Genomic DNA, 19917 nt, shown 5'->3' with positions numbered 1-19917 from the left:
TTCGCTCGAGTTGATGTCGCGGAAAGTTACGGCCTCGTTGCATAATTTCGTCGGACACAAATGTATCTTGTTAACACGAAAATTTTCGCGACAAAACCCATATTGGTTCGAATTGTCTATTATTATTAGCTAACGACTACTGTGCTAAAGCATCATCCGGCATTGTGACGTTTAATTCCAATACGGCATTATCACCTAGACGCTCCAAATTAACTGTAACCTGATCCCGACTTATCGGGACGTATTTTGCGATAACTGCCAGAATTTCATCTTGCAGTTTAGGGAAGTAATCGGGAGTATTATTTTTTGAGCGTTCATGAGAAATGATTATCTGCAATCGCTCTTTTGCGACTTTGGCGGTGGTGTTACGCTTACGTAGGTAGTTAAATATACTCATGCTGGAACTTCCTCCTTGTTCTTGCCAAAGATTCGGCGCAATAATCCCTTGCGCTCTGTATTAATAAATCGCATGGGTCTGTCTTCCCCGAGAAAACGTGCGATAGCATCTTGATAAGCAACGCCGGCATCGCTTTGCTCATCCAGAGTAACAGGGGTGCCGGTATTCGACGCTCTTAATACGGCCTTTGACTCTGGGATTATTCCGATTAAAGGAATGGCAAGGATTTCTTTTACATCTTCAACAGATAACATTTCACCCGATTCTACACGAGCTGGATCATAACGTGTAAGTAATAAATGTTCTTGAATAGGCTCACCACCATCAATGGCACGTTTTGTTTTGCTAGCCAAGATGCCTAGAATACGGTCAGAATCTCGAACTGAAGAAACCTCTGGGTTAGTTACGATGATGGCATGATCGGCAAAGTGCATGGCCATAAGCGCGCCTGATTCAATTCCTGCTGGCGAATCGCAGACTATATAATCGAATTCTTTAGAAAGCTCTTTCAGTACCTTGTCAACTCCTTCTAGGGTCAGTGCATCTTTGTCACGGGTTTGAGAGGCAGGAAGAATGTAAAGTTCGGGAGTTCTTTTGTCCTTGATTAGGGCTTGCTTTAAGCTTGCGTCACCATTAATGACATTAATGAAATCATAGACAACCCGACGCTCGCAACCCATAATTAGGTCAAGATTTCGAAGACCAATATCAAAGTCAATGACCACAGTCTTATGACCTTTTAAGGCCAATCCAGTTGAAATCGCGGCTGATGAGGTTGTTTTACCTACTCCGCCCTTGCCAGATGTAACTACTATAATTTTAGCCAACGCTCAGCCCTTCCCTATAGTTGACAGATCAATATTATTTATGGTCAGTTTACACGGAGTTATCCCCAAAGTTCAACCGTTTAGAAATAAAATTCAAGATCGGGCTTTATTCACAAAATGCTTATGCGTAGGTTCGGGTAAGATTGCTCAATTCAGTTTATTACTAATTAGTTTTAATGTATAATGATCGGTTAACTAAATAACTGGGGGATTGATGTATGCCTCTTTCTATCATCCAACAGGCGTTAACGTTTGATGATGTTTTGCTAATTCCTGCTCACTCATCTGTATTGCCTAAAAACGTTTCATTAAAAACAAAATTAACGCGAGAGATTGATCTAAATATGCCACTCATTGCAGCAGCAATGGATACGGTGACTGAATCAAGGCTAGCCATTGCAATGGCCCAGGATGGTGGACTTGGAGTTATTCATAAAAATATGAGTATCTTTTCGCAGGCTGAAGAAGTCCGAAAAGTTAAGAAATATGAAAGCGGCATGGTTAAAGACCCGATTTCGGTAACCCCGGAGCTATCGGTTAAAGAACTATTGGATGTGATGGATAAACATAGTTTTTCCGGTGTGCCCGTTGTCGAAGGCGATAAATTGGTTGGAATTGTAACCAGTCGAGATATTCGTTTTGAAACGAATATGTCTTTACCTGTTTCGGCTGTAATGACGCCTAAGGAGCGATTAGTAACTGTGAATGAAGGCGCTAGTCGTGAAGAAATTCGCAGTCTATTGCATAAGCATCGGCTTGAAAAGCTTCTGGTAGTTAATGACGCATTTTGTCTACGTGGATTGATTACTGTTAAAGACATTCAAAAAGCTAAAGAAAATCCCTATGCCTGTAAAGATAGCGCTGAACAACTGCGAGTTGGCGCGGCTGTGGGCGTAGGCGAGGGTACTGATGAACGGGTGGCCGCCCTAGTGGATGCAGGCGTAGATGTCATCGTCGTTGATACGGCCCATGGGCATTCAGAAGGTGTATTAACTCGCGTAAAATGGATTAAAAAACACTATCCTGAAATCCAAGTGATTGGTGGAAATATTGCAACGGCCGCTGCTGCAGAAGATTTGGTAAAAGCGGGCGCAGATGCTGTGAAAGTGGGTATAGGACCAGGTTCTATCTGCACGACTCGAATTGTAACCGGTGTTGGGGTTCCGCAAGTGTCTGCTGTCGCCAATGTAGCAGCTGCCATTAAAGGAAAAGTCCCTGTTATTGCCGATGGTGGCATTCGCTTCTCTGGCGATATTTGTAAAGCCATTGCGGCTGGTGCTGATACGGTCATGCTGGGTAGCCTTTTTGCAGGTACAGAAGAGTCACCAGGAGAGATAGAGCTTTATCAGGGTCGTACCTATAAAAATTATCGCGGAATGGGGTCAATTGGTGCAATGGCGCAAGCACAAGGGTCGAGCGATCGTTATTTTCAGGACATCAGCCAAGGCGCAGAAAAGCTGGTCCCAGAAGGCATAGAAGGACGAGTTCCCTATAAAGGCCCTGTACAAACTATTATTCATCAAATGCTTGGCGGTTTACGTTCCTGTATGGGATATTTAGGATGTAAAACAATCGAGGAAATGCATGAAAAAGCGGAATTTGTCCGTGTGACAAATGCGGGTATTCGTGAATCTCATGTCCACGACGTAAGCATTACTAAACAAGCACCGAATTATCAAGTAGACAATTAATCCATGAATAGTATTAAACATAAGCCACTTGTTATCTTAGATTTTGGATCGCAGTATACCCAGTTAATTGGTCGACGAATTCGTGAACTTGGTGTTTATTGCGTGATTTATCCCTTTGATGTCAGTAATGATGTTTTAAAATCAATTGATCCTTGTGGTTTTATTCTTTCAGGTGGCCCTTCAACGGTTACACTGGAAACAAACCCCAGAGCACCAGAGTGGATATTCCATTCTAACTTGCCCGTCCTAGGAATCTGCTATGGCATGCAAACCATGACTGTACAGCTTGGTGGTAAAGTACATACCTCCACAAAACGAGAGTTTGGCTACGCTGAGCTAAGATTACACGGGCATAGCCAACTTTTAAAAAACATTGAAGATAAAACTAACTCAGAAGGGCAAGCTCTACTTGATGTGTGGATGAGTCATGGGGATAAGGTGACTGAGTTACCGCCTGGATTTGAGGTGATTTGTGAAACCAATAACGCACCATTGGCCGGCATGGCTGATGAACAACGCCACTTATACGGACTACAGTTTCATCCAGAAGTAACGCACACGTTACAAGGAAATCGAATTTTAGAGCGCTTTGCGATCGATATTTGTGGTGCGACAGCCGATTGGACGCCAGAGAACATCATTGATCAAGCGATTAAAAAAGTACGGGATCAAGTTGGAACGAATAAAGTTTTATTGGGGTTGTCCGGCGGTGTTGATTCGTCCGTAGTCGCTGCATTGTTGCATAAGGCGATAGGCGATCAGCTCGTTTGTGTATTCGTAGATACTGGTTTATTACGCTTGAATGAGCAAGAGCAAGTGATGACTATGTTTGGCAAACATATGGGCATTAAAATCATTACCGTGAATGCTGAAGAGCAATTTTTAGAGGCATTAAAAGGCATCACTTGTCCAGAAGCAAAACGAAAGCAAATCGGGAAAACATTTATTGATGTATTTGAGGAAGAGGCTGCCAAAATTGAGGATGTAAAGTGGTTGGCTCAGGGAACTATTTATCCTGATGTAATTGAGTCTGCGGCAACTCATATTAAAGGTGGTTCGGAGGTCATTAAATCTCATCATAACGTTGGTGGACTTCCAGAAACCATGAACCTAAAGCTTCTTGAACCCATTCGTGAACTGTTCAAAGACGAGGTCAGAAAAGTCGGCTTAGAGCTTGGCTTACCGTATGATATGGTTTACCGTCATCCATTTCCTGGTCCTGGATTAGGTGTCCGAATTTTAGGTGAAGTTAAAAAAAACTACGCGGACATGTTACGAGAGGCCGATTCCATTTTCATAGAAGAGCTTCATAATGCCAATCTATATCACCAGGTAAGCCAAGCTTTTGCGGTTTTTTTACCTGTTAAAAGCGTAGGGGTAATGGGGGATGGCAGACGTTATGATTATGTCATCTGCTTACGGGCGGTAGAAACGGTTGATTTTATGACGGCTGTCTGGGCGCCTTTACCCTGGGATTTTTTAGGCAGGGTTTCAAACCGTATCATTAACGAAGTTAATGGCATTTCCCGCGTTACTTACGACATTTCTGGAAAACCTCCAGCCACGATTGAATGGGAGTAATGGGGTGGTGGGGCACGATATGGTTTGGATGCAGCAAGCGCTGGATTTGGCCAAACACGCCGAAAGTAAGGGTGAGGTTCCGGTAGGCGCTATTCTGGTGAGCGAGGATAATCAAATTCTTGGTCGCGGCTGGAATCAAGTGTTGCATACTCATGATCCCAGCGCTCATGCTGAAATAATTGCATTACGAGAAGCAGGATTAGCATTACAGAATTATCGTTTAAACAACAGTAGTTTATACGTCACATTGGAGCCTTGTTGCATGTGCGCGGGAGCCATTGTTCATGCACGCATTAAGCGTCTTGTATTTGGATGTCGCGACGTCAAGGCTGGTGCTGCTGGCTCAGTTTACAACTTAACCAGCGGAATATCATTAAATCACCAAGTCCAGGTTGACGAAGGCATTTTACAAGTAGAATGCGCATCACTTTTAAGTGATTTTTTTAAGACGAAACGTCTTTAAAATTATCTTTTCAATTCAACGATTAATTTTTTCTTTAATTTCATTTGTTCTTCAGAGCTTAATGGTTCGCCTTTTAGATTAGTAACATGAAACATATCTTCTACTCGCTCACCAGCCGTAGCAATTTTTGCGCTGTGTAAATAGATTTTTTCCTTTAGAAACAACTGACTGATATGGGCTAATAATCCAGGCCGGTCTCCAGCGATGATAAATAACTGGGTTAATCGCTTTTCCGTATCTTCATTGAAGGTTATGAGGGGGGTAATTTTAAAATGCGCTTGGATCCTAGATAGTCGACGAGAGGTAATGGTAGGGAGCTGACAAGGATTACTCAGATTTCTTTGTAAATCACGTTTTATCTCAGCCATTCTCTGTTCATCTGCAATGGCTTGGTTGCGCTCATCCAGTATGACATAAGTATCTAAATCGAATTGGTTGTCACACGTTAAAATCATTGCTTCTTGAATGGTTACTTGATGATTACTTAAGGTCGTGGTGGTGATCGTGAAACGTTCATCGCAGTGGGGTAGGTAAATAAACACTTCTGTTCCGCCCTGGCTGTGATGGGGCATAATCATAACGAGTGGGAATTGCTTGCTGGTAAGAATTTCTTGGGTATGTTGAGCGATCACTTCAGAGGACTCATGCAGAAAATATTTTCCTTTAAAATGACACCAAAGCGTTAATACTCGCTCTTCGTTAAGACCTTTATTTTTTAAAATAGAAAGTGCCTCGCTCCTTCGTTGCTCAATCAGCACGTGTTCATCCAACAATTCCTTTTCGGCATCCATCGCTTTCTTAGAAGCATAATAGAGCTCCTTGAGCAGCGAATCTTTCCAAGCATTCCAGAGCGTTGGATTTGTGGCACAAATGTCGGCAACGGTTAATAAATATAAATAATCCAGGTATTGAGCATTGGGTAACTGGTTACAAAATTTAGCAATGGTACGCGGATCATATATATCCTGGCGCTGAGCTGTTTGTGACATTAATAAATGATTTTGCACTAGCCAAATCAGTAGGTCTGATTTTCGTTTTACTAACCGATGGCGTCTAGCAAAGAGCCTCGCTTCTATGGCGCCAAGATCAGAATGATCACCACCTCTTCCTTTAGCAATATCATGAAATAGAGCGGCTAAGTACAGAACTTCTTTATCTGGTATGGTGTGAAATAATTTATGGGCAAGTTTAAAATGCTGAGAGTATTCTGAATGACTAAATCGACCTAGATTGCGAATGACAAATAAAGTATGCTGATCAACGGTATACACATGAAACAAATCATACTGCATTTGACCGGTTACTACACCAAAAGGCTCTAAGTAATAGCCAAGCACACCATAACGACTCATTCGTTGTAAGGCATCAAATGGAGAATGTTTACTGGCTAAAATCGCAAGAAAGGTGTGGGTAGCTTCCTTTGAAATACAAAAAGGTTTATCAATCAAATAAAGATGCTGCCGGATTAAACGGATAGTATTGGCTCTTATTCCTTTAATTTCAGGGTGCTTGGCAAGCCAGAGAAAAATTTCCAATAGGGCTTGAGGACGATTTGAAAAAACTTTGCTATGTTTAACTTCAATATAATTATTGGACAATTGAAACCAATCATCTAGTGGTGTAAGTTTCTGTTTTTGATGATAAACGATGGTTTCTGCGAACCATTGTAACAACATTTCGTTTAATTCACGGCTTCGCTTAATCACTTTAAAATAAGCTTTCATGAATTGTTCAATGGCAAGGGAATGCTTTGTGTCAGAGTAACCAAATAACTCGGCAAGTTGAGTTTGGTAGTCAAATAACAAGCGATCTTCTTTTTTATCGGCAAGAATATGAAGTGCAAAGCGAACGCGCCATAAAAAAAGTTGGCAGTAAATCAATTCTTCATATTCTTTTGGCGTAATGAATCCAAACCCGATTCCATCAGAGAGTTTGTGGATACCGAAGTGACGCTTACAGATATTGAGCAGTACTTGGATGTCTCTAAGTCCTCCAGCGCCGTTTTTGACATTAGGTTCTAAGTTGTATGCGGTTTCTCCATACTTTTCATAGCGTAATCGTTGTTCCTTTTCTTTAGCAAAATAATAATCGTGACTAGTCCAGATATGAAGAGGGTGGGTCTGGTATGTCAATTCTTCCAAATAAGAAGAACGACCACATAATAATCGCATATCGAGAATGCTGGAGATTACGCTGATGTCCTGGCTCGCGAGTTTTGCGCACTCATTTATCGTGGTAATTTGATGGCTGATTTCAAGGCCAATATCCCAACAATCTTGAATAAACTGCTGGGCTCTTAGGAGCGGTTGCTCCTCCAGGTTTTCTGAATGCAACAGAAGCAGATCGATATCCGAATAAAGTTGCAACTCTCTTCGCCCATAACTTCCTAAAGCGAGTAAACAAAACTGATGCTCTTGGTCATGTAGGTGTTTTTGAAATAAAGGAATAATAAGATCATCAATTCCTTTAACCAATCTATTGGTGAGGCTAGCGATATTTGTTGTTTTCTTGAAAAATTCTTGGCTTAGCTCATCCTTGAGCTTTTTTAAACGACGTTTTAAAACTTGGTTATCGTTCTTCATTTCGCAATGTTAAAATTTCAACTCCGTCACTGGTGACCAAGAGAGTATGTTCCCATTGGGCTGATAAGCTATGATCTTTCGTCACAACGGTCCATTGATCGGGTAAAAGTCGAGTATGAGGTTTACCGACATTTACCATTGGTTCGATCGTAAACGTCATCCCCTCACGTAATATTTCCCCGGTTCCTGGTGTTCCATAATGCAATACTTGTGGGTCTTCATGAAAAACTCGACCAATTCCATGGCCACAATATTCTCGAACCACGGAACATCGATTTTGTTCGGCGTGCTTTTGTATTGCATGACCAATATCGCCTAAGCGAGTGCCAGGTTTGACCATTCCAATACCAATAAATAGACACTCATGGGCAACGCTAATAACATGGGCCGCTTTGATCGATGGTTCGCCAACAAAAAACATTTTGCTGGTATCCCCATGATAACCATCCTTTATGACGGTTACATCAATATTAATAATATCGCCATTTTTAAGGGCTCGCTTCCCAGGAATTCCATGGCATACAACGTGGTTAATTGAGGTGCAAATAGACTTAGGAAAGCCATTATAATTTAGCGGGGCAGGGATAGCTTGTTGCTCATTAATAATATAGTTGTGACAAATGGAATTTAATTCATCGGTTGTAATGCCTTCTTGCACATGAGGACCAATCATCTCAAGAACTTCGGCAGCGAGTCTACCGGCCACACGCATTTTTTCAATTTCATCAGCGGTCTTAATGGTTACAGCCATTTGTATCTTATCCAAAACTTTTTTATTACTAACATGCATTAGATGTTAGCACACTAAGTATATGAAAACCTACTCTGTACATGACAAAAAACCTGTCATGTACAGAGGAAAACCTAAATAAAAACGCCGACATTGTGGCAGTATTCATGGCAAATCAATGTCGGCGTATAAGTATAGTTCAGTGATTAGTCATCATCAGTCATTGCGTCGACTGAGGTGTCTTTTTGATTTTGCATTTTTTTCATGGCATCCATTCGCTTTTGTTGCCATTGTTCCAGCATGCTTTCGTATTTTTGCTTTTGCTCAGCATTTAAGACATTATAAATTTTATTTTTGGTTTGCAGCATTAGTTTTGTTTTTTCAGCAACAAGTTCTTTTTTTTGATTTACTAACTCATCGACTTTGCTTTCATCCAGTTTGTCAACAGTAACCAAGTCCTTCATTTGCTTTTTAAGATTCATCATTTGCTGATGAATATCCATTAATTGCTTTTTGGAATCTTCTTTTATTGCATCGATTTGTTTCTTTTGATCCGCAGTTAAGTCGAGGTCTTTAGTTATTTTTTTCATCTGCTCCATGCGCTTGCAGGGGCACTCTGCCTTCATTTGCGTATCTGCATAGGTTATGGGGCTAAAAGAAAGTGATAACGCCAATATTGGTAGTAATACTAGTGATTTTTTCATCTCGAAGTTCCTTATTGTAAGTTTGATTCCTTATTTAACCGCTGTAAGTATAGACCTTAATTTCAATTTGCCAAGATTACATCAACAAAATCCATGAATTGTTAAGCAGAGATAATTTGTAACAAATAAATTGCTGATATTAAATAGATATGTTATGATTCTCGCGCTTTTTAACGACACACACGTTTCGACACATGCGGTAGGGTCCTGATGGATGATTTAAGGCCATTGGGTTCCGTATGGGAAGCGTGGAGGCTTAACCCTGGAGAAAATTTATGAATGTTAGTATGCGTGAACTTTTAGAAGCAGGCGCCCATTTTGGTCACCGCACCCGTTTCTGGAACCCTAAAATGGCCGATTATATTTTTGGTTCTCGAAACAAAATCCATATCATTAATCTTGAAAAAACTATCCCTTTGCTCAATGACGCGATGAATTTCGTTGGAAGATTGGCTGCCAATAAAGCAAAAATCTTATTTGTAGGTACTAAACGTGCAGCTCAGGAAAGCATTCGTGAGCACGCGACTCGCTGTGGTATGCCATATGTCGATCATCGTTGGTTAGGCGGTATGTTGACCAACTACAAAACCGTGCGTCAATCTATTTTTCGCCTAAAAGAATTACAAAAAATGCGTGACGATGGTGCATTTGAACAGATGATCAAAAAAGAAGCCCTAATGCTATCACGCGAACTTGAAAAATTAGAGCGCAGCTTAGGCGGTATTCAAGATATGGGTGGTTTGCCAGATGCGCTGTTTGTTGTGGATGTTGGCTTTGAAGATATTGCAGTTGAAGAAGCTCGGCGCTTAAAAATTCCTGTTATCGGCATTGTTGATACGAATAACGATCCCGATCCTGTGGATTATATCATTCCTGCGAATGATGATTCTATGCGCGCTGTTGAAATTTATGTCCGTTGTGTGGCCGATGCAATCATTGATGCAAAACGTGGTAACACCGTTGGTGGAGTATCAGATACTGAGTTTGTCGAAGTAACCTCAGAAGCCGAAACTAAGCAAACCAAAACGGTTAAAAAAGCTGAAGAGCCTAAAAAAGCTAAAGAGTCTAAAACAGAAACTGAAGACACTAAACAGGCTAAAGAACCCGCTAAGTCTGAAGAGGCCAAAGAATCTAAAAAGGCAAAATCGGCTAATGAAACTGAAAAAGCTGAAAAGAAAAGCAAGTAAGAATCTTTCAGATTCGAGTCAATTAAAAGGGGTATTTTTTAAATACCCTTTTTTTCAGGTAATCAAACTAATTTTTGTACGGAGAAACCAACATGTCTATTGATGCTTCATTAGTAAAAAAGCTACGTGAAATTACTGGCGCTGGTATGATGGAGTGCAAAAAGTTTCTAGTGATGGCCAATGGTGACATCGATGAAGCAATTAAGGAAATGCGCAAAGCTGGCGGGGCAAAAGCCGATAAGAAGGCTGATCGAATTGCTGCGGAAGGGATTATTGTAATTTCTAAATCAGAAGATTTAAAGAGAGCAGTAATGTTAGAGCTAAACAGTGAAACCGATTTCGTCGCTCGCGATGATAATTTTACTTCATTTGCTAATCGTGTTGGTGAAACTGCACTAAAATCAAATGCTGCTGATGTGATCGAGCTTTCTTCGAACACTCTTGAAGGTGGCAACAATACGGTGGAAGAAGCCAGACAAGAATTGGTAGCAAAAATCGGCGAAAATATTAAATTACGTCGCTTAGTACAAGTTGAATGCGATGGCGTGATTGGTTCTTATTTGCACGGCACTAAAATTGGTGTTTTAGTAGCAATGAAAAATGCTGATGAATCATTAGCCAAAGACATCGCCATGCACATTGCAGCCAGCCGCCCTTTGGTGGTGAGTCGTGAGCAAGTTCCTGCTGATGCGATTGAAAATGAGCGTGAAATCTTTACTGCTCAAGCACGTGAAAGTGGTAAGCCTCAAGAGATTATTGATAAAATGATTGAAGGACGTATTAGCAAATTTGTCGATGAAGTGAGCTTGACAGGTCAATCCTTCGTTAAAGATCCGAATAAAAAGGTAGGACAACTCCTAAAAGAGAAAAATGCGGAAGTACTTTCATTTGTACGCTATGAAGTTGGCGAAGGCATTGAGAAAAAAGAAGATAACTTTGTAGCTGAAGTTATGGCTCAGGTTCGTGAACAATGACAAGTCCAAACCAAACAAAACTAAAATATAAGCGTATCGTTCTTAAATGCAGCGGTGAAGCCTTGATGGGCGATGCGCAATATGGTATTGACCCAGCCGTTTTGGACCGAATAGCAAACGACGTAGCAGAGCTTATCCAAATGGGGGTTGAGGTTGGTTTGGTTATTGGTGGCGGTAATCTTTTTCGTGGTAAAGCCTTATCCGAAGCAGGTTTGGGGCGGGTAACTGGTGATCACATGGGCATGCTAGCCACTGTGATGAATGCGCTCGCTTTGCGTGACGCCTTAGAACGTATTGATTTGCCAGCGAGGATTATGTCCGCTATACCCATGCTAGGTGTTGTTGATCCTTACCACCGCAGAAAGGCAATCACCAACTTAAGGAATGGGCAGGTCGTTATTTTTGCCGCAGGCACAGGAAATCCTTTTTTCACCACCGATTCAGCCGCTTGCTTACGGGCAATCGAAGTTGGGGCCGATGTTGTGCTGAAAGCCACCAAGGTAGATGGGGTATACTCTGCGGATCCGGTTAAAAATCCGGATGCGGTTCGGTATGATTTTTTGACTTACCGTGAGGTGTTAAGTCAGGGCTTACAAGTCATGGATTTAACAGCGATTTGCCTCTGCCAGGATCACAACATGCCTCTACAAGTGTTCAATATGTTTGAACCAAGGGCATTAAAAAGAATTGTAACTGGTGAACGCGTAGGAACTATTATAGGAGCGAAGCATGATCAATGACATCAAGCAAGATGCAGAGAAGCGCATGGCAAAATCAGTCGAAGCACTGAGTCAAGATTTCACAAAGATCCGAACAGGACGTGCCAATCCTAGTTTACTTGATCATATTCAAGTGGACTTTTATGGCTCCCTCACACCGTTAAACCAGGTTGCTAATGTTACGTTAAGTGATCCTAGAACAATTTTGGTCACCCCCTGGGATAAGAGTATGGTTCAGGCTGTAGAAAAAGCGATTTTAACCTCTGATCTTGGTCTAAATCCTGCAACCGCTGGGACATCAATCCGTGTGCCTATGCCTCCTTTAACTGAAGAACGTCGGAAAGAAATGATTCGCGTAGTTCGTGGTGAAGCTGAGCAAGCGCGGGTTTCGGTTCGGAATATTCGTCGTGATGCAAATAACCAGCTGAAAGAGTTGGTAAAAGAAAAAGAAATATCAGAAGACGATGAACGTCGCGCCAGTGAAGTCATTCAAAAATTAACTGATAAATATATTGCCCAAATTGATGCGTTATTGGTTGAAAAGGAAAAAGACTTAATGGAAGTCTAGTCTCTCTGCTGCAACATTCGACCTATATACGAGATCGTTTAAAATACGTGATTTATGCTTTTCCTTTTTCGCCCCGCCACATTTTAAAAACTCGCAAGAGAATGATCCATTACTCGCTTTTTAAAATGCGAGAGGACAAAAAATAGAGGTGCCTAAAAACACGTATTTTGAACGATCACGGGTATAGGTCTGAAATCATATTTCATCAACATAAAAAGATTAGTTATGCCAGAGAGTGATTGCAGGAAAAACGATTGCAGCAGGGCATGCGCATGAATGCTCAAAAAATACCACTTAATGCCTTTTGTGCATACTCTGGTTGTAAAGCGGCCTTAACGTTTGGCTTTTATCCCTTTTTTGCATGTTTTTTATTACGTTGCCTAGTCAGATGAAGAATCTATCTTGTCAGAGGTCAAAACTGCTGCGGTAAAAAACCTGGATGAAACAGGGGTTCGTGTGGCAGGAAAAACACATTGGTTACACGTAGCATCGATTAAAACGGCAACTGACTATCACGCTGACCAATAAACACAATCATGTTTTCTACACTGGTGTTGCCAATGATTTGATATGCCGCGTTTATGAACATAAGAACAAACTGGTGGCAGGGTTTACGAAAAAAAATAATGTGGATCGTCTGGTTTATTATGAAGTTTGTGGAAGTATCATTACTCCTATTGAACGAGAAAAACAAATCAAGCGATGGTCACGAAAAAAGAAGTAGGATTTGATTCATGCATTGAATCCTGAGTGGACTGATTGGTATCGAACGTTACTTTAAAAATTGTGCCACTGAAGAGAGCGTCCTCGCTGCGCTCGGGATGACGTGGGGTGTTACGAAATTTTTTAAAAAGAGCAGAATGTGCATGAATTATCCCTTTCGCTTTTTAGACATGATTTCATCAAAGAGCTTTTGTTTATCCGATGAAAGTTCAGCGCGTCTTAACGCTAAAATGTCCTCAACGCTGCCCTGAACGCAATCAGGGGTTAATCGGTCTTTAATTAAAAATCCATTTATATGATCGATTTCATGCTGTAGTACACGCGCGTAAAACCCGCTGGCTATTTTTTGATGACTTTGGCCCGTTTCATCCTGATAGCTCAGCTTAATTCGATTGAAACGCGGCACTTTTCCAGCGAGGCTCGTAACGGAATAGCACGCTTCAAAATCACTCACTGTTTCTTCACTCTCCGGTTTAAAAGATGGGTTAATTAGTATATGCATGGGGTGCATTTCGACGTTGTCTCTTAAAAGAGAAGCTCCTTCAGGAATGTATACGGCAATGATTCGCTTATGGGCGTTGACTTGGGGTGCTGCTAATCCAACACCACCGAGTGACTCAAGCTTTGCTTTCATAGCTTCAATTAATTCTTTATCTTCTGAGTTTAATGGAAAGAAAACCGTTTTTGCAGGCGTTTTTAAAACCGTCTCATAGTTTTTTTGTTCGATGGTTACAATGTCCAAGGCTAATGCTTGCGAGCTCATAAAAAATATTCCAATGGCAAACCAGATCGTTAAAATAAGTGTACGCATAACGCTTAAATTTATAATGTTTTGTCGGACTATAACACAGAACACAGCGATCAATTCTAAGTACCCCTGAAGAAACTCTGATCACGTCCTAAAGGTTCTTATTTTACAAGGTTTTTAAATGCATGCTAACAGGTTTATCCACAGAAATTGTGGATAAGATACATTGTAAGTATTTTTCAAATATAATCTATAGCTCTTTTATTTATTGGGTTTTCTAAAATTTGAGACGGTTTGTCAAGTAGAAAGTATGGGCTTCTTAATGAAATTATCCACAGTTTATATGTGGGCTAATTTTGATAGAGGTATATTGCTATATCTTACCTAAGAAAAAAATAAAAAAACAGACTTGACGTAACAATATTTTCTAATGCCGTCAGAAAGCATTGGTCAGTTGAGAATCAGTTACATTGGATGTTGATGTAACTTTTAGAGAGGATGATTCAAGGGTACAAAGGGATAATGCCTCAGAAAATTTAGGCGTATTTAGCCACGTTGCCATTAATAGCTTTCGTAATGAAATATATGCAAAAAGGGGTAAAAGCCAAAGGTTATAAGGCCGCTTTGCAGCCAGAGTATGCACAAAAAGTATTGAGTGGATTTTTTGAGCATTCATTCATTTGCCCTGAACGATTGCAGGAACTATTTGCGTAATAGGAATAGTAAAGCTATATTTTAATGTGAACAATAGGTGACATTTTATACCGTAAAAGGAATTGTTAGCTGACCCTGTACATTAAGGATAATATTATGAAAAAAATATTCATATTCATTTTCGCTTTTTTTTCTGCATACAGTCTATCATTACAAGCCGCTCAAAATCCGCAACAGCAAGTCCCTAATGTTAATCTTAAACCAGGAGCCTTGAAACCAATTGCTCCCAAAGTCATTCCAGTTACCGTACGCGGTAAAATCAAAGAGCTGTTATGTGAAGATAATGAAATATTGGTGAAAACAAAAAAAGGTCAAAGTTACCGTGTCTTCCCAACGGTTGCCATTGCTGGAGTGGGTGTACGCAATCAAGGGGATATCAGACGTCTATGCAGACAGCATCTTCGAGTTAACCAATCAGTGACTGTTCGCGGAGAAAGAACAACTATCAATGGAAGAAACGCGATAGCTCGTGCTTCAGTTACCCCATAAGATTGAGTGTGCATGAAAATCTAGAAAGTTATCATTTGTTGGGCTAGAGAAAAGCATAGCCCAACAAAAAAAAGATTCATGATCGCTCTCGTTAAGACTGCTGATGAAGATTTAGGTCAAAGATGGTTGTGTAACAAAAATGATTAACAAAGATGGGTTTTGTGAAATCGATTTTTGAAGTACCATAAGCAATTCAAAGTTAATGTTCTACGATATATCCCCATTTAGTGTCCCAAAATAATTTCGTGCTTTTATATTCTGTACCTATGTATTGTTTCAAGGTATCGATGGAGCGATCTTTTGAAGCTAAAACGACAATATTCGCAGAATTATTTATAGGAAAAGAGACTATTCCAGGATGAAATAGGGCTTTTAATTTTGTAAATATAGACCATTGTTGGCTCGGATTAGCCATATTAATCGCAAGTACTCCTTTAGGTGACAATCGATTAACGCACTGTGTGAAAAATTCTTCTGTGTTACAGGAGTTAGGAAAAGCCTGTTCATCGAATAAATCAATCAGTAAGTGTTCATAATAATGATTTTTTTCTTGAACAAATAATTCTGCGAGTTGATGATATATCGTGGTATTTAATAGCCTATCAGTCATGAAAAACTTCTTGGCCACCTCAATGACTTCTTGATGACACTCAATAATATCTAAGGGAATTGTCTGCAAATAGGGTTGTAAGTAATGAGCTGCCCCAGCTCCACCCAGGCCTAGGAGGCACGTGTTCCCGGGTCTAGCTCTGACTGCTAGGGTTAAAGGATTTAGATAATCAAGCATTGGTCGCTGAGGATTATAGCGGTTAATTAAAGTTTGTATTGGTCTTGTGCTGAAGGTTAACCAGCGATAGATTAAATTTTGATATACTTGGATCCCAGAGTCCGACTCATAGATGCAATGTTTAAAATAAGTTTTAAGCCTGATAATTCTCATGGGCGTTGAAAGGGATATATACTTCCAAGTTGTAATAGTTGAGTTAGCTCATCGAGCGCGGAAAAGGACTCATCAATTAACATTGGATCTGACAAATCATCGGCGTGTAGCTCATCTCGATAGTGACGTTTAACCCAGTTGGCGAGCTTATCTAATAGTGAGTCATTGACCAAAACCCCTTGGTGCATGGCTGCTAATTCGGGTTCAAGCAAAGGCACTCGCAACCGTAAACAGGCAGGTCCGCCGCCATTTCGCATACTTTGCTTGAGATCAATGTAATGAACTGAGTCAATAGGATTATTGTCGTCAGCAATCAGTTCTTGAATATAAGTTTTAATGTGCTCATTTTCTTCGCACTCAATGGGAGCGATTAACGCCATGGATTGATTGGGTTCATTAGGAAGGGTGACTAATTGCGAGTTAAATAAATAGCTACTGACAGCGTCTGCAACAGAAACCTGCTCGCTGCTCACCACCAAAAGATGTAAAGGGAAATTGGCAGATTGCTGCAAGGTGCTTAATAGTTCTTGTTGGTTGAGAAAGGCTTCTTGATGAACTAAGAACACGGATTCATTCGCGACAGAAATCACATCGTTATGAAACACGCCTTGATCAATAACGGCGGGATTCTGACAAGCCATAAGTACCTGTTGAGGATCAAGTTGATGTTTACGTGCGATCGCTTGTGAAGCTTCATAAGTTTGTCGCGCTGGAAAACGTTCGGGCTTGGCATACTTATTATTCGCTGGTAACGCTCGTTTCCCATAAACGAAGATATTTATTCCTCGCTCGCCATGACGAGCACAAATGCGGTTGTGGTTTGCAGCGCCTTCATCACCCAGCCCATCGGTAGCAGGTAAGGGCGAATGATGATAAAAATAGTCTCTACTTGAGAATAGGCGCTTTAAAAGTTCTGCAGAAAATTCAGACTCTTGGTGTCGATGTAAGTTACTCACTAAATTTGCTGCTGTAAAATGAACTCGATTATCCGAGGTATCCAAGCTAGAGGATACCGTTGCAGCATTGGCGGTCCACATACTGGAAGCCGAATAACAGGCACTCAGTATATTAATATCGATTTTGCTTGCTTGGTTGATTTGTTCGGTTGGTGTTCCATGAAACCCTAAGCGACGTAATAACTCTAAATTAGGGCGCTGATGCGGGGGTAATACCGCTTGTTTTATGCCTAAATGATGGAGCAGCCGCATTTTTTCGATGCCCTGCATCGCAGCTGCTGCTGGATTGGCCGGTTTAAAGGCATTTTGTGTGGATGCGAGGTTGCCAGGAGCGAGACCTGCGTAATGATGTGTAGGCCCCACTAAACCATCCATATTCAGTTCATAAACGTTCATCATGGTAAATTGATTCCTGGTAATAACGTTGAAGGCAAAGACAACTCTGATTGTTCAAGGCTCGAAATAGGATATGCGCAATAATCCGCAGCGAACCAAGCGCTTGGACGATGGTTTCCACTATGTCCAACCCCACCAAACGGGAGGTTGCTCGCTGCACCAGTGGTTGGCCGATTCCAATTGATTAAACCGGCTCGAATTGTTCGATAAAACTGCTGATAGCGCTCGAAGCTATCTGACAAAATTCCTGCCGCTAAACCATATTGAGTTTGATTCGCCAATTCTAGTGCATGTTCAAAATCGCGATAGCGATATACCTGCACAAAAGGTGCAAAAATTTCTTCATCAAACAAGTCCGTAACTGGCGTCATATCCACAATCCCAGGTGAGAGAAGTGCGGATTGTTCAGATATGAGCGACATTTCAAGTAAAGACCTGGCTCCCTTATTAATCAGCTGTTCTTGAGCGGTTATATGAGAAAGGGCATGTTCATAACTGATCACAGAACCCATAAATGGTTCTGGTTCTTGTGTGTAAGCTCCAACGTTTAAGGATTTGGTCACCTCTAGAAATTGTGATAGAAACTCATCCCCATGGTGATTATCGGCTATCAATAGGCGTCTAGCACAGGTGCATCGCTGGCCTGCTGTAATGAACGATGACAGTATTGCTTGGTACACTGCGGCGCTGAGATTTGAAACCGAATCAACTAGGAGCGGATTATTCCCCCCCATTTCGAGCGCTAAAAGAACCTCTGGACGGTTGCTGAATTGCTTATTGATAGATAAACCAGTTTTGTAACTGCCAGTAAAGTAAACGCCTTGAATATCTTGGTTTAATAAGTCTTTGGCAGTGCTTGCGTCACCTTGCACACAATTTAAAACTCCAGGAGGCAATCCCGATTCATCCCAGCAACGAATAATAAATTCTGCAACCGCAGGGGTTAGTTCACTAGGTTTATAAACAACGGTATTGCCAGCGAGCAAAGCAGGGACGATATGACCATTGCTTAAGTGCGCTGGAAAATTAAATGGCCCTAAAACCGCCACCACACCAAGCGGCTTAAATCGTAAATGCCCAGTCGCCTCAGGTGCTTGTATTTTTTTTTCACCAGTACGTTCATGATAGGCTTCAATAGATAAGCTAATCTTTCCAATAACAGATTTAACTTCTGTGTTAGACTCCCATAATGGCTTGCCGGTTTCCTTAGAGATCAGAGTCGATAATGCTTTATTATTTTTTTCAATCTGATGTTTAAATCGTTGCAAATAGGTTACACGCTCAGTTAAGTCTAAACTGGCCCAAGCTCCAAAAGCATGATGTGCAGACTGAACTGCTTCTTGAATTTGCTCATTGAGAGCGCTATAGCCTGACCAAAGCACCGTATTATCGATTGGATTGACAGAATTGAATGGCTCCCCATGTCCTTCACGCCAAGCTCCACCATAATAATGACTTAATTTATCCATGTTTAACCTCAGAAAAATTCGGATTCTCTTCCAACATCAAAGGCGCTATTCTGACAGTATCACCACATTTAATTTGCAACAACTCAGACGCTTCCTTACTTAAAATACAAGACTGCTTCTCATGATTAAACACAACTTGACAAACACTCGCTCTAAAATCAAGTTTGGTGTTTGCGAGTATATAACGCCTGCTGCTCACGTCATCACTAATGTTTTTAACAGTCATAACACGACTTAACGCGCCGGTTCGAATGGCTTCTCTGGGTGCTTCTATGGTTGGACCCGCATCAAAAATATCCACATACTGACTGTAACGAAATCCTTCACGCAATAAAATATTCATAGCGGGCACGGTTGAGGCGTGTGGTTTACCTACGACCTCTTGAGCCTTCGGATTTAACAATTTTACATAAACTGGGTTTCGAGGCATTAAGTCTGCAATAAATTGCTTATTGGTAGCAATGGTTAAGCGATCCGCTTTAGAAAATGACATGTGAAAGAAATGGCTGCCCACCGCATCCCAAAAAGGGGACAGGCCGTTTTCATCCGAAATTCCTCGCATTTCAGCGATGACTATCGGTGCAAAACGAACTGGGTAGTGGGCGATGAATAAAAATCGCGCTCGTGACAACAATACTCCGTTGCCGCTGTGCCGATAATCTGGGGCAAGAAATAAAGTACAGAGTTCACTGGCTCCCTGTTTATCATTGACTAGGCTAAGAACCTCATAGTCTGATCGAATGCCAAGATCATGGCATACTCTGGTACGCTTCGATAATTTATAAGAATAAAACGGAGTATCATGACCTACGGAGGCTTCAATCGCCGAAGTGCCAACTACCTTGCCTTGAGATGGATCTTCCAGCACGAACAAATAGTACTCGTTAAATGGATCGGTTACTGTTTTTTTAAACGATTCAAGAGACCATTCAAGCCGTTTAGATAATAATTCCTTATCGGCTGGTAATGTGGTTAAGCCAACGCCACTGCTTTGGGCAAGGTCATAAATGTCTTTTAAATCGTCTTTTTTAGCGCTACGAAACAGCATCATGGCGTTTC

At 41.1% G+C, this 19917-nt stretch carries 20 protein-coding genes and 1 pseudogene; 11 read left to right on the top strand and 10 right to left on the bottom strand.

Features of this window, described 5'->3' with window-relative positions; all coding sequences use genetic code 11:
* Positions 1–136: 136 nt before the first annotated feature.
* Both minE and minD read right to left on the bottom strand, forming a co-directional pair.
* On the bottom strand, positions 137–397 hold the full coding sequence (gene minE, locus E1O47_RS00325) for a cell division topological specificity factor MinE (RefSeq protein ID WP_133129278.1): 261 nt from the start codon (positions 395–397) through the stop codon (positions 137–139).
* On the bottom strand, positions 394–1224 hold the full coding sequence (minD, locus tag E1O47_RS00320; RefSeq protein ID WP_133129277.1) for a septum site-determining protein MinD: 831 nt from the start codon (positions 1222–1224) through the stop codon (positions 394–396). Before minD ends, minE begins: the two co-directional genes overlap by 4 nt.
* 218 nt (positions 1225–1442) lie before the next feature.
* On the opposite strand from minD, the gene guaB reads away from it, so the two are divergent.
* The 3 genes from guaB to tadA are packed head-to-tail and all read left to right on the top strand — an operon-like array spanning position 1443 to position 4959.
* Positions 1443–2915, top strand: a complete 1473-nt coding sequence (gene guaB / locus E1O47_RS00315) for an IMP dehydrogenase (RefSeq protein ID WP_133129276.1) — start codon at positions 1443–1445, stop codon at positions 2913–2915.
* Positions 2916–2918: 3 nt separating this feature from the next.
* Complete coding sequence (gene guaA, locus E1O47_RS00310) at positions 2919–4496, top strand: glutamine-hydrolyzing GMP synthase (protein WP_133129275.1); 1578 nt, start codon at positions 2919–2921, stop codon at positions 4494–4496.
* A gap of 28 nt (positions 4497–4524) precedes the next feature.
* Positions 4525–4959: a tRNA adenosine(34) deaminase TadA gene (tadA, locus tag E1O47_RS00305; protein WP_133129364.1), complete on the top strand. Its 435-nt coding sequence runs from the start codon at positions 4525–4527 to the stop codon at positions 4957–4959.
* A 2-nt stretch (positions 4960–4961) separates the two neighbouring features.
* Here tadA and glnD read toward each other — a convergent pair whose 3' ends face one another.
* The 3 genes from glnD to E1O47_RS00290 all read right to left on the bottom strand — a co-directional run bounded on the left by glnD (position 4962) and on the right by E1O47_RS00290 (position 8975).
* Positions 4962–7541, bottom strand: a complete 2580-nt coding sequence (gene glnD / locus E1O47_RS00300) for a [protein-PII] uridylyltransferase (RefSeq protein ID WP_133129274.1) — start codon at positions 7539–7541, stop codon at positions 4962–4964.
* A complete protein-coding gene (map, locus tag E1O47_RS00295; RefSeq protein WP_133129273.1) occupies positions 7528–8292 on the bottom strand; it encodes a type I methionyl aminopeptidase in 765 nt (254 codons plus the stop codon). The genes glnD and map overlap by 14 nt, the downstream gene beginning before the upstream one ends.
* Before the next feature lie 185 nt (positions 8293–8477).
* Positions 8478–8975, bottom strand: a complete 498-nt coding sequence (locus E1O47_RS00290; protein ID WP_133129272.1) for a Spy/CpxP family protein refolding chaperone — start codon at positions 8973–8975, stop codon at positions 8478–8480.
* A 275-nt stretch (positions 8976–9250) separates the two neighbouring features.
* Between E1O47_RS00290 and rpsB the strand changes: the two are divergent.
* The 6 genes and pseudogenes from rpsB to E1O47_RS00265 form a co-directional block, all read left to right on the top strand.
* Positions 9251–9994, top strand: a pseudogene (gene rpsB, locus E1O47_RS00285) (30S ribosomal protein S2); the annotation flags it as partial.
* 260 nt (positions 9995–10254) lie between these two features.
* Positions 10255–11136 carry a translation elongation factor Ts gene (gene tsf, locus E1O47_RS00280; protein ID WP_133129270.1) on the top strand — a complete coding sequence of 294 codons (882 nt, stop codon included), beginning with the start codon at positions 10255–10257 and terminating at the stop codon, positions 11134–11136.
* Positions 11133–11876, top strand: a complete 744-nt coding sequence (gene pyrH / locus E1O47_RS00275; RefSeq protein ID WP_133129269.1) for a UMP kinase — start codon at positions 11133–11135, stop codon at positions 11874–11876. Before tsf ends, pyrH begins: the two co-directional genes overlap by 4 nt.
* Complete coding sequence (gene frr, locus E1O47_RS00270) at positions 11866–12423, top strand: ribosome recycling factor (RefSeq protein ID WP_133129268.1); 558 nt, start codon at positions 11866–11868, stop codon at positions 12421–12423. Before pyrH ends, frr begins: the two co-directional genes overlap by 11 nt.
* 402 nt (positions 12424–12825) lie before the next feature.
* Complete coding sequence (locus tag E1O47_RS12575) at positions 12826–12951, top strand: hypothetical protein (protein WP_278025346.1); 126 nt, start codon at positions 12826–12828, stop codon at positions 12949–12951.
* 37 nt (positions 12952–12988) lie between these two features.
* A complete protein-coding gene (locus E1O47_RS00265) occupies positions 12989–13147 on the top strand; it encodes a GIY-YIG nuclease family protein (RefSeq protein ID WP_242601941.1) in 159 nt (52 codons plus the stop codon).
* A gap of 147 nt (positions 13148–13294) precedes the next feature.
* On the opposite strand, the gene E1O47_RS00260 is transcribed toward E1O47_RS00265, so the two are convergent.
* Positions 13295–13909 carry a peptide deformylase gene (locus tag E1O47_RS00260; RefSeq protein ID WP_242601940.1) on the bottom strand — a complete coding sequence of 205 codons (615 nt, stop codon included), beginning with the start codon at positions 13907–13909 and terminating at the stop codon, positions 13295–13297.
* Between the two features lie 570 nt (positions 13910–14479).
* On the opposite strand from E1O47_RS00260, the gene E1O47_RS12570 reads away from it, so the two are divergent.
* Together E1O47_RS12570 and E1O47_RS00250 are read left to right on the top strand one after the other, a co-directional pair.
* Positions 14480–14608: a hypothetical protein gene (locus E1O47_RS12570; RefSeq protein ID WP_278025345.1), complete on the top strand. Its 129-nt coding sequence runs from the start codon at positions 14480–14482 to the stop codon at positions 14606–14608.
* A 96-nt stretch (positions 14609–14704) separates the two neighbouring features.
* Complete coding sequence (locus tag E1O47_RS00250) at positions 14705–15097, top strand: hypothetical protein (RefSeq protein ID WP_133129266.1); 393 nt, start codon at positions 14705–14707, stop codon at positions 15095–15097.
* A 199-nt stretch (positions 15098–15296) separates the two neighbouring features.
* Here E1O47_RS00250 and E1O47_RS00245 read toward each other — a convergent pair whose 3' ends face one another.
* From E1O47_RS00245 to E1O47_RS00230, 4 genes are read right to left on the bottom strand one after another with little or no spacing between them, the layout of a single operon-like run.
* Positions 15297–16037 (bottom strand): spermidine synthase, encoded by a 741-nt coding sequence (locus E1O47_RS00245; protein ID WP_133129265.1) that lies wholly within the window; start codon positions 16035–16037, stop codon positions 15297–15299.
* Positions 16034–17389, bottom strand: a complete 1356-nt coding sequence (gene astB, locus E1O47_RS00240; protein ID WP_133129362.1) for an N-succinylarginine dihydrolase — start codon at positions 17387–17389, stop codon at positions 16034–16036. Before astB ends, E1O47_RS00245 begins: the two co-directional genes overlap by 4 nt.
* Complete coding sequence (gene astD, locus E1O47_RS00235) at positions 17389–18858, bottom strand: succinylglutamate-semialdehyde dehydrogenase (RefSeq protein ID WP_133129264.1); 1470 nt, start codon at positions 18856–18858, stop codon at positions 17389–17391. The genes astB and astD overlap by 1 nt, the downstream gene beginning before the upstream one ends.
* Positions 18851–19909, bottom strand: a complete 1059-nt coding sequence (locus E1O47_RS00230) for an arginine N-succinyltransferase (protein ID WP_133129263.1) — start codon at positions 19907–19909, stop codon at positions 18851–18853. The genes astD and E1O47_RS00230 overlap by 8 nt, the downstream gene beginning before the upstream one ends.
* Between the last annotated feature and the right edge of the window lie 8 nt (positions 19910–19917).

Origin of the sequence: Legionella yabuuchiae (genome assembly GCF_900640115.1) — a bacterium.
Lineage (GTDB): Bacteria > Pseudomonadota > Gammaproteobacteria > Legionellales > Legionellaceae > Legionella_A > Legionella_A yabuuchiae.
The sequence above is the reverse complement of the archived record's forward strand: the minus strand, read 5'-3'. Positions and strand labels throughout refer to the sequence as shown.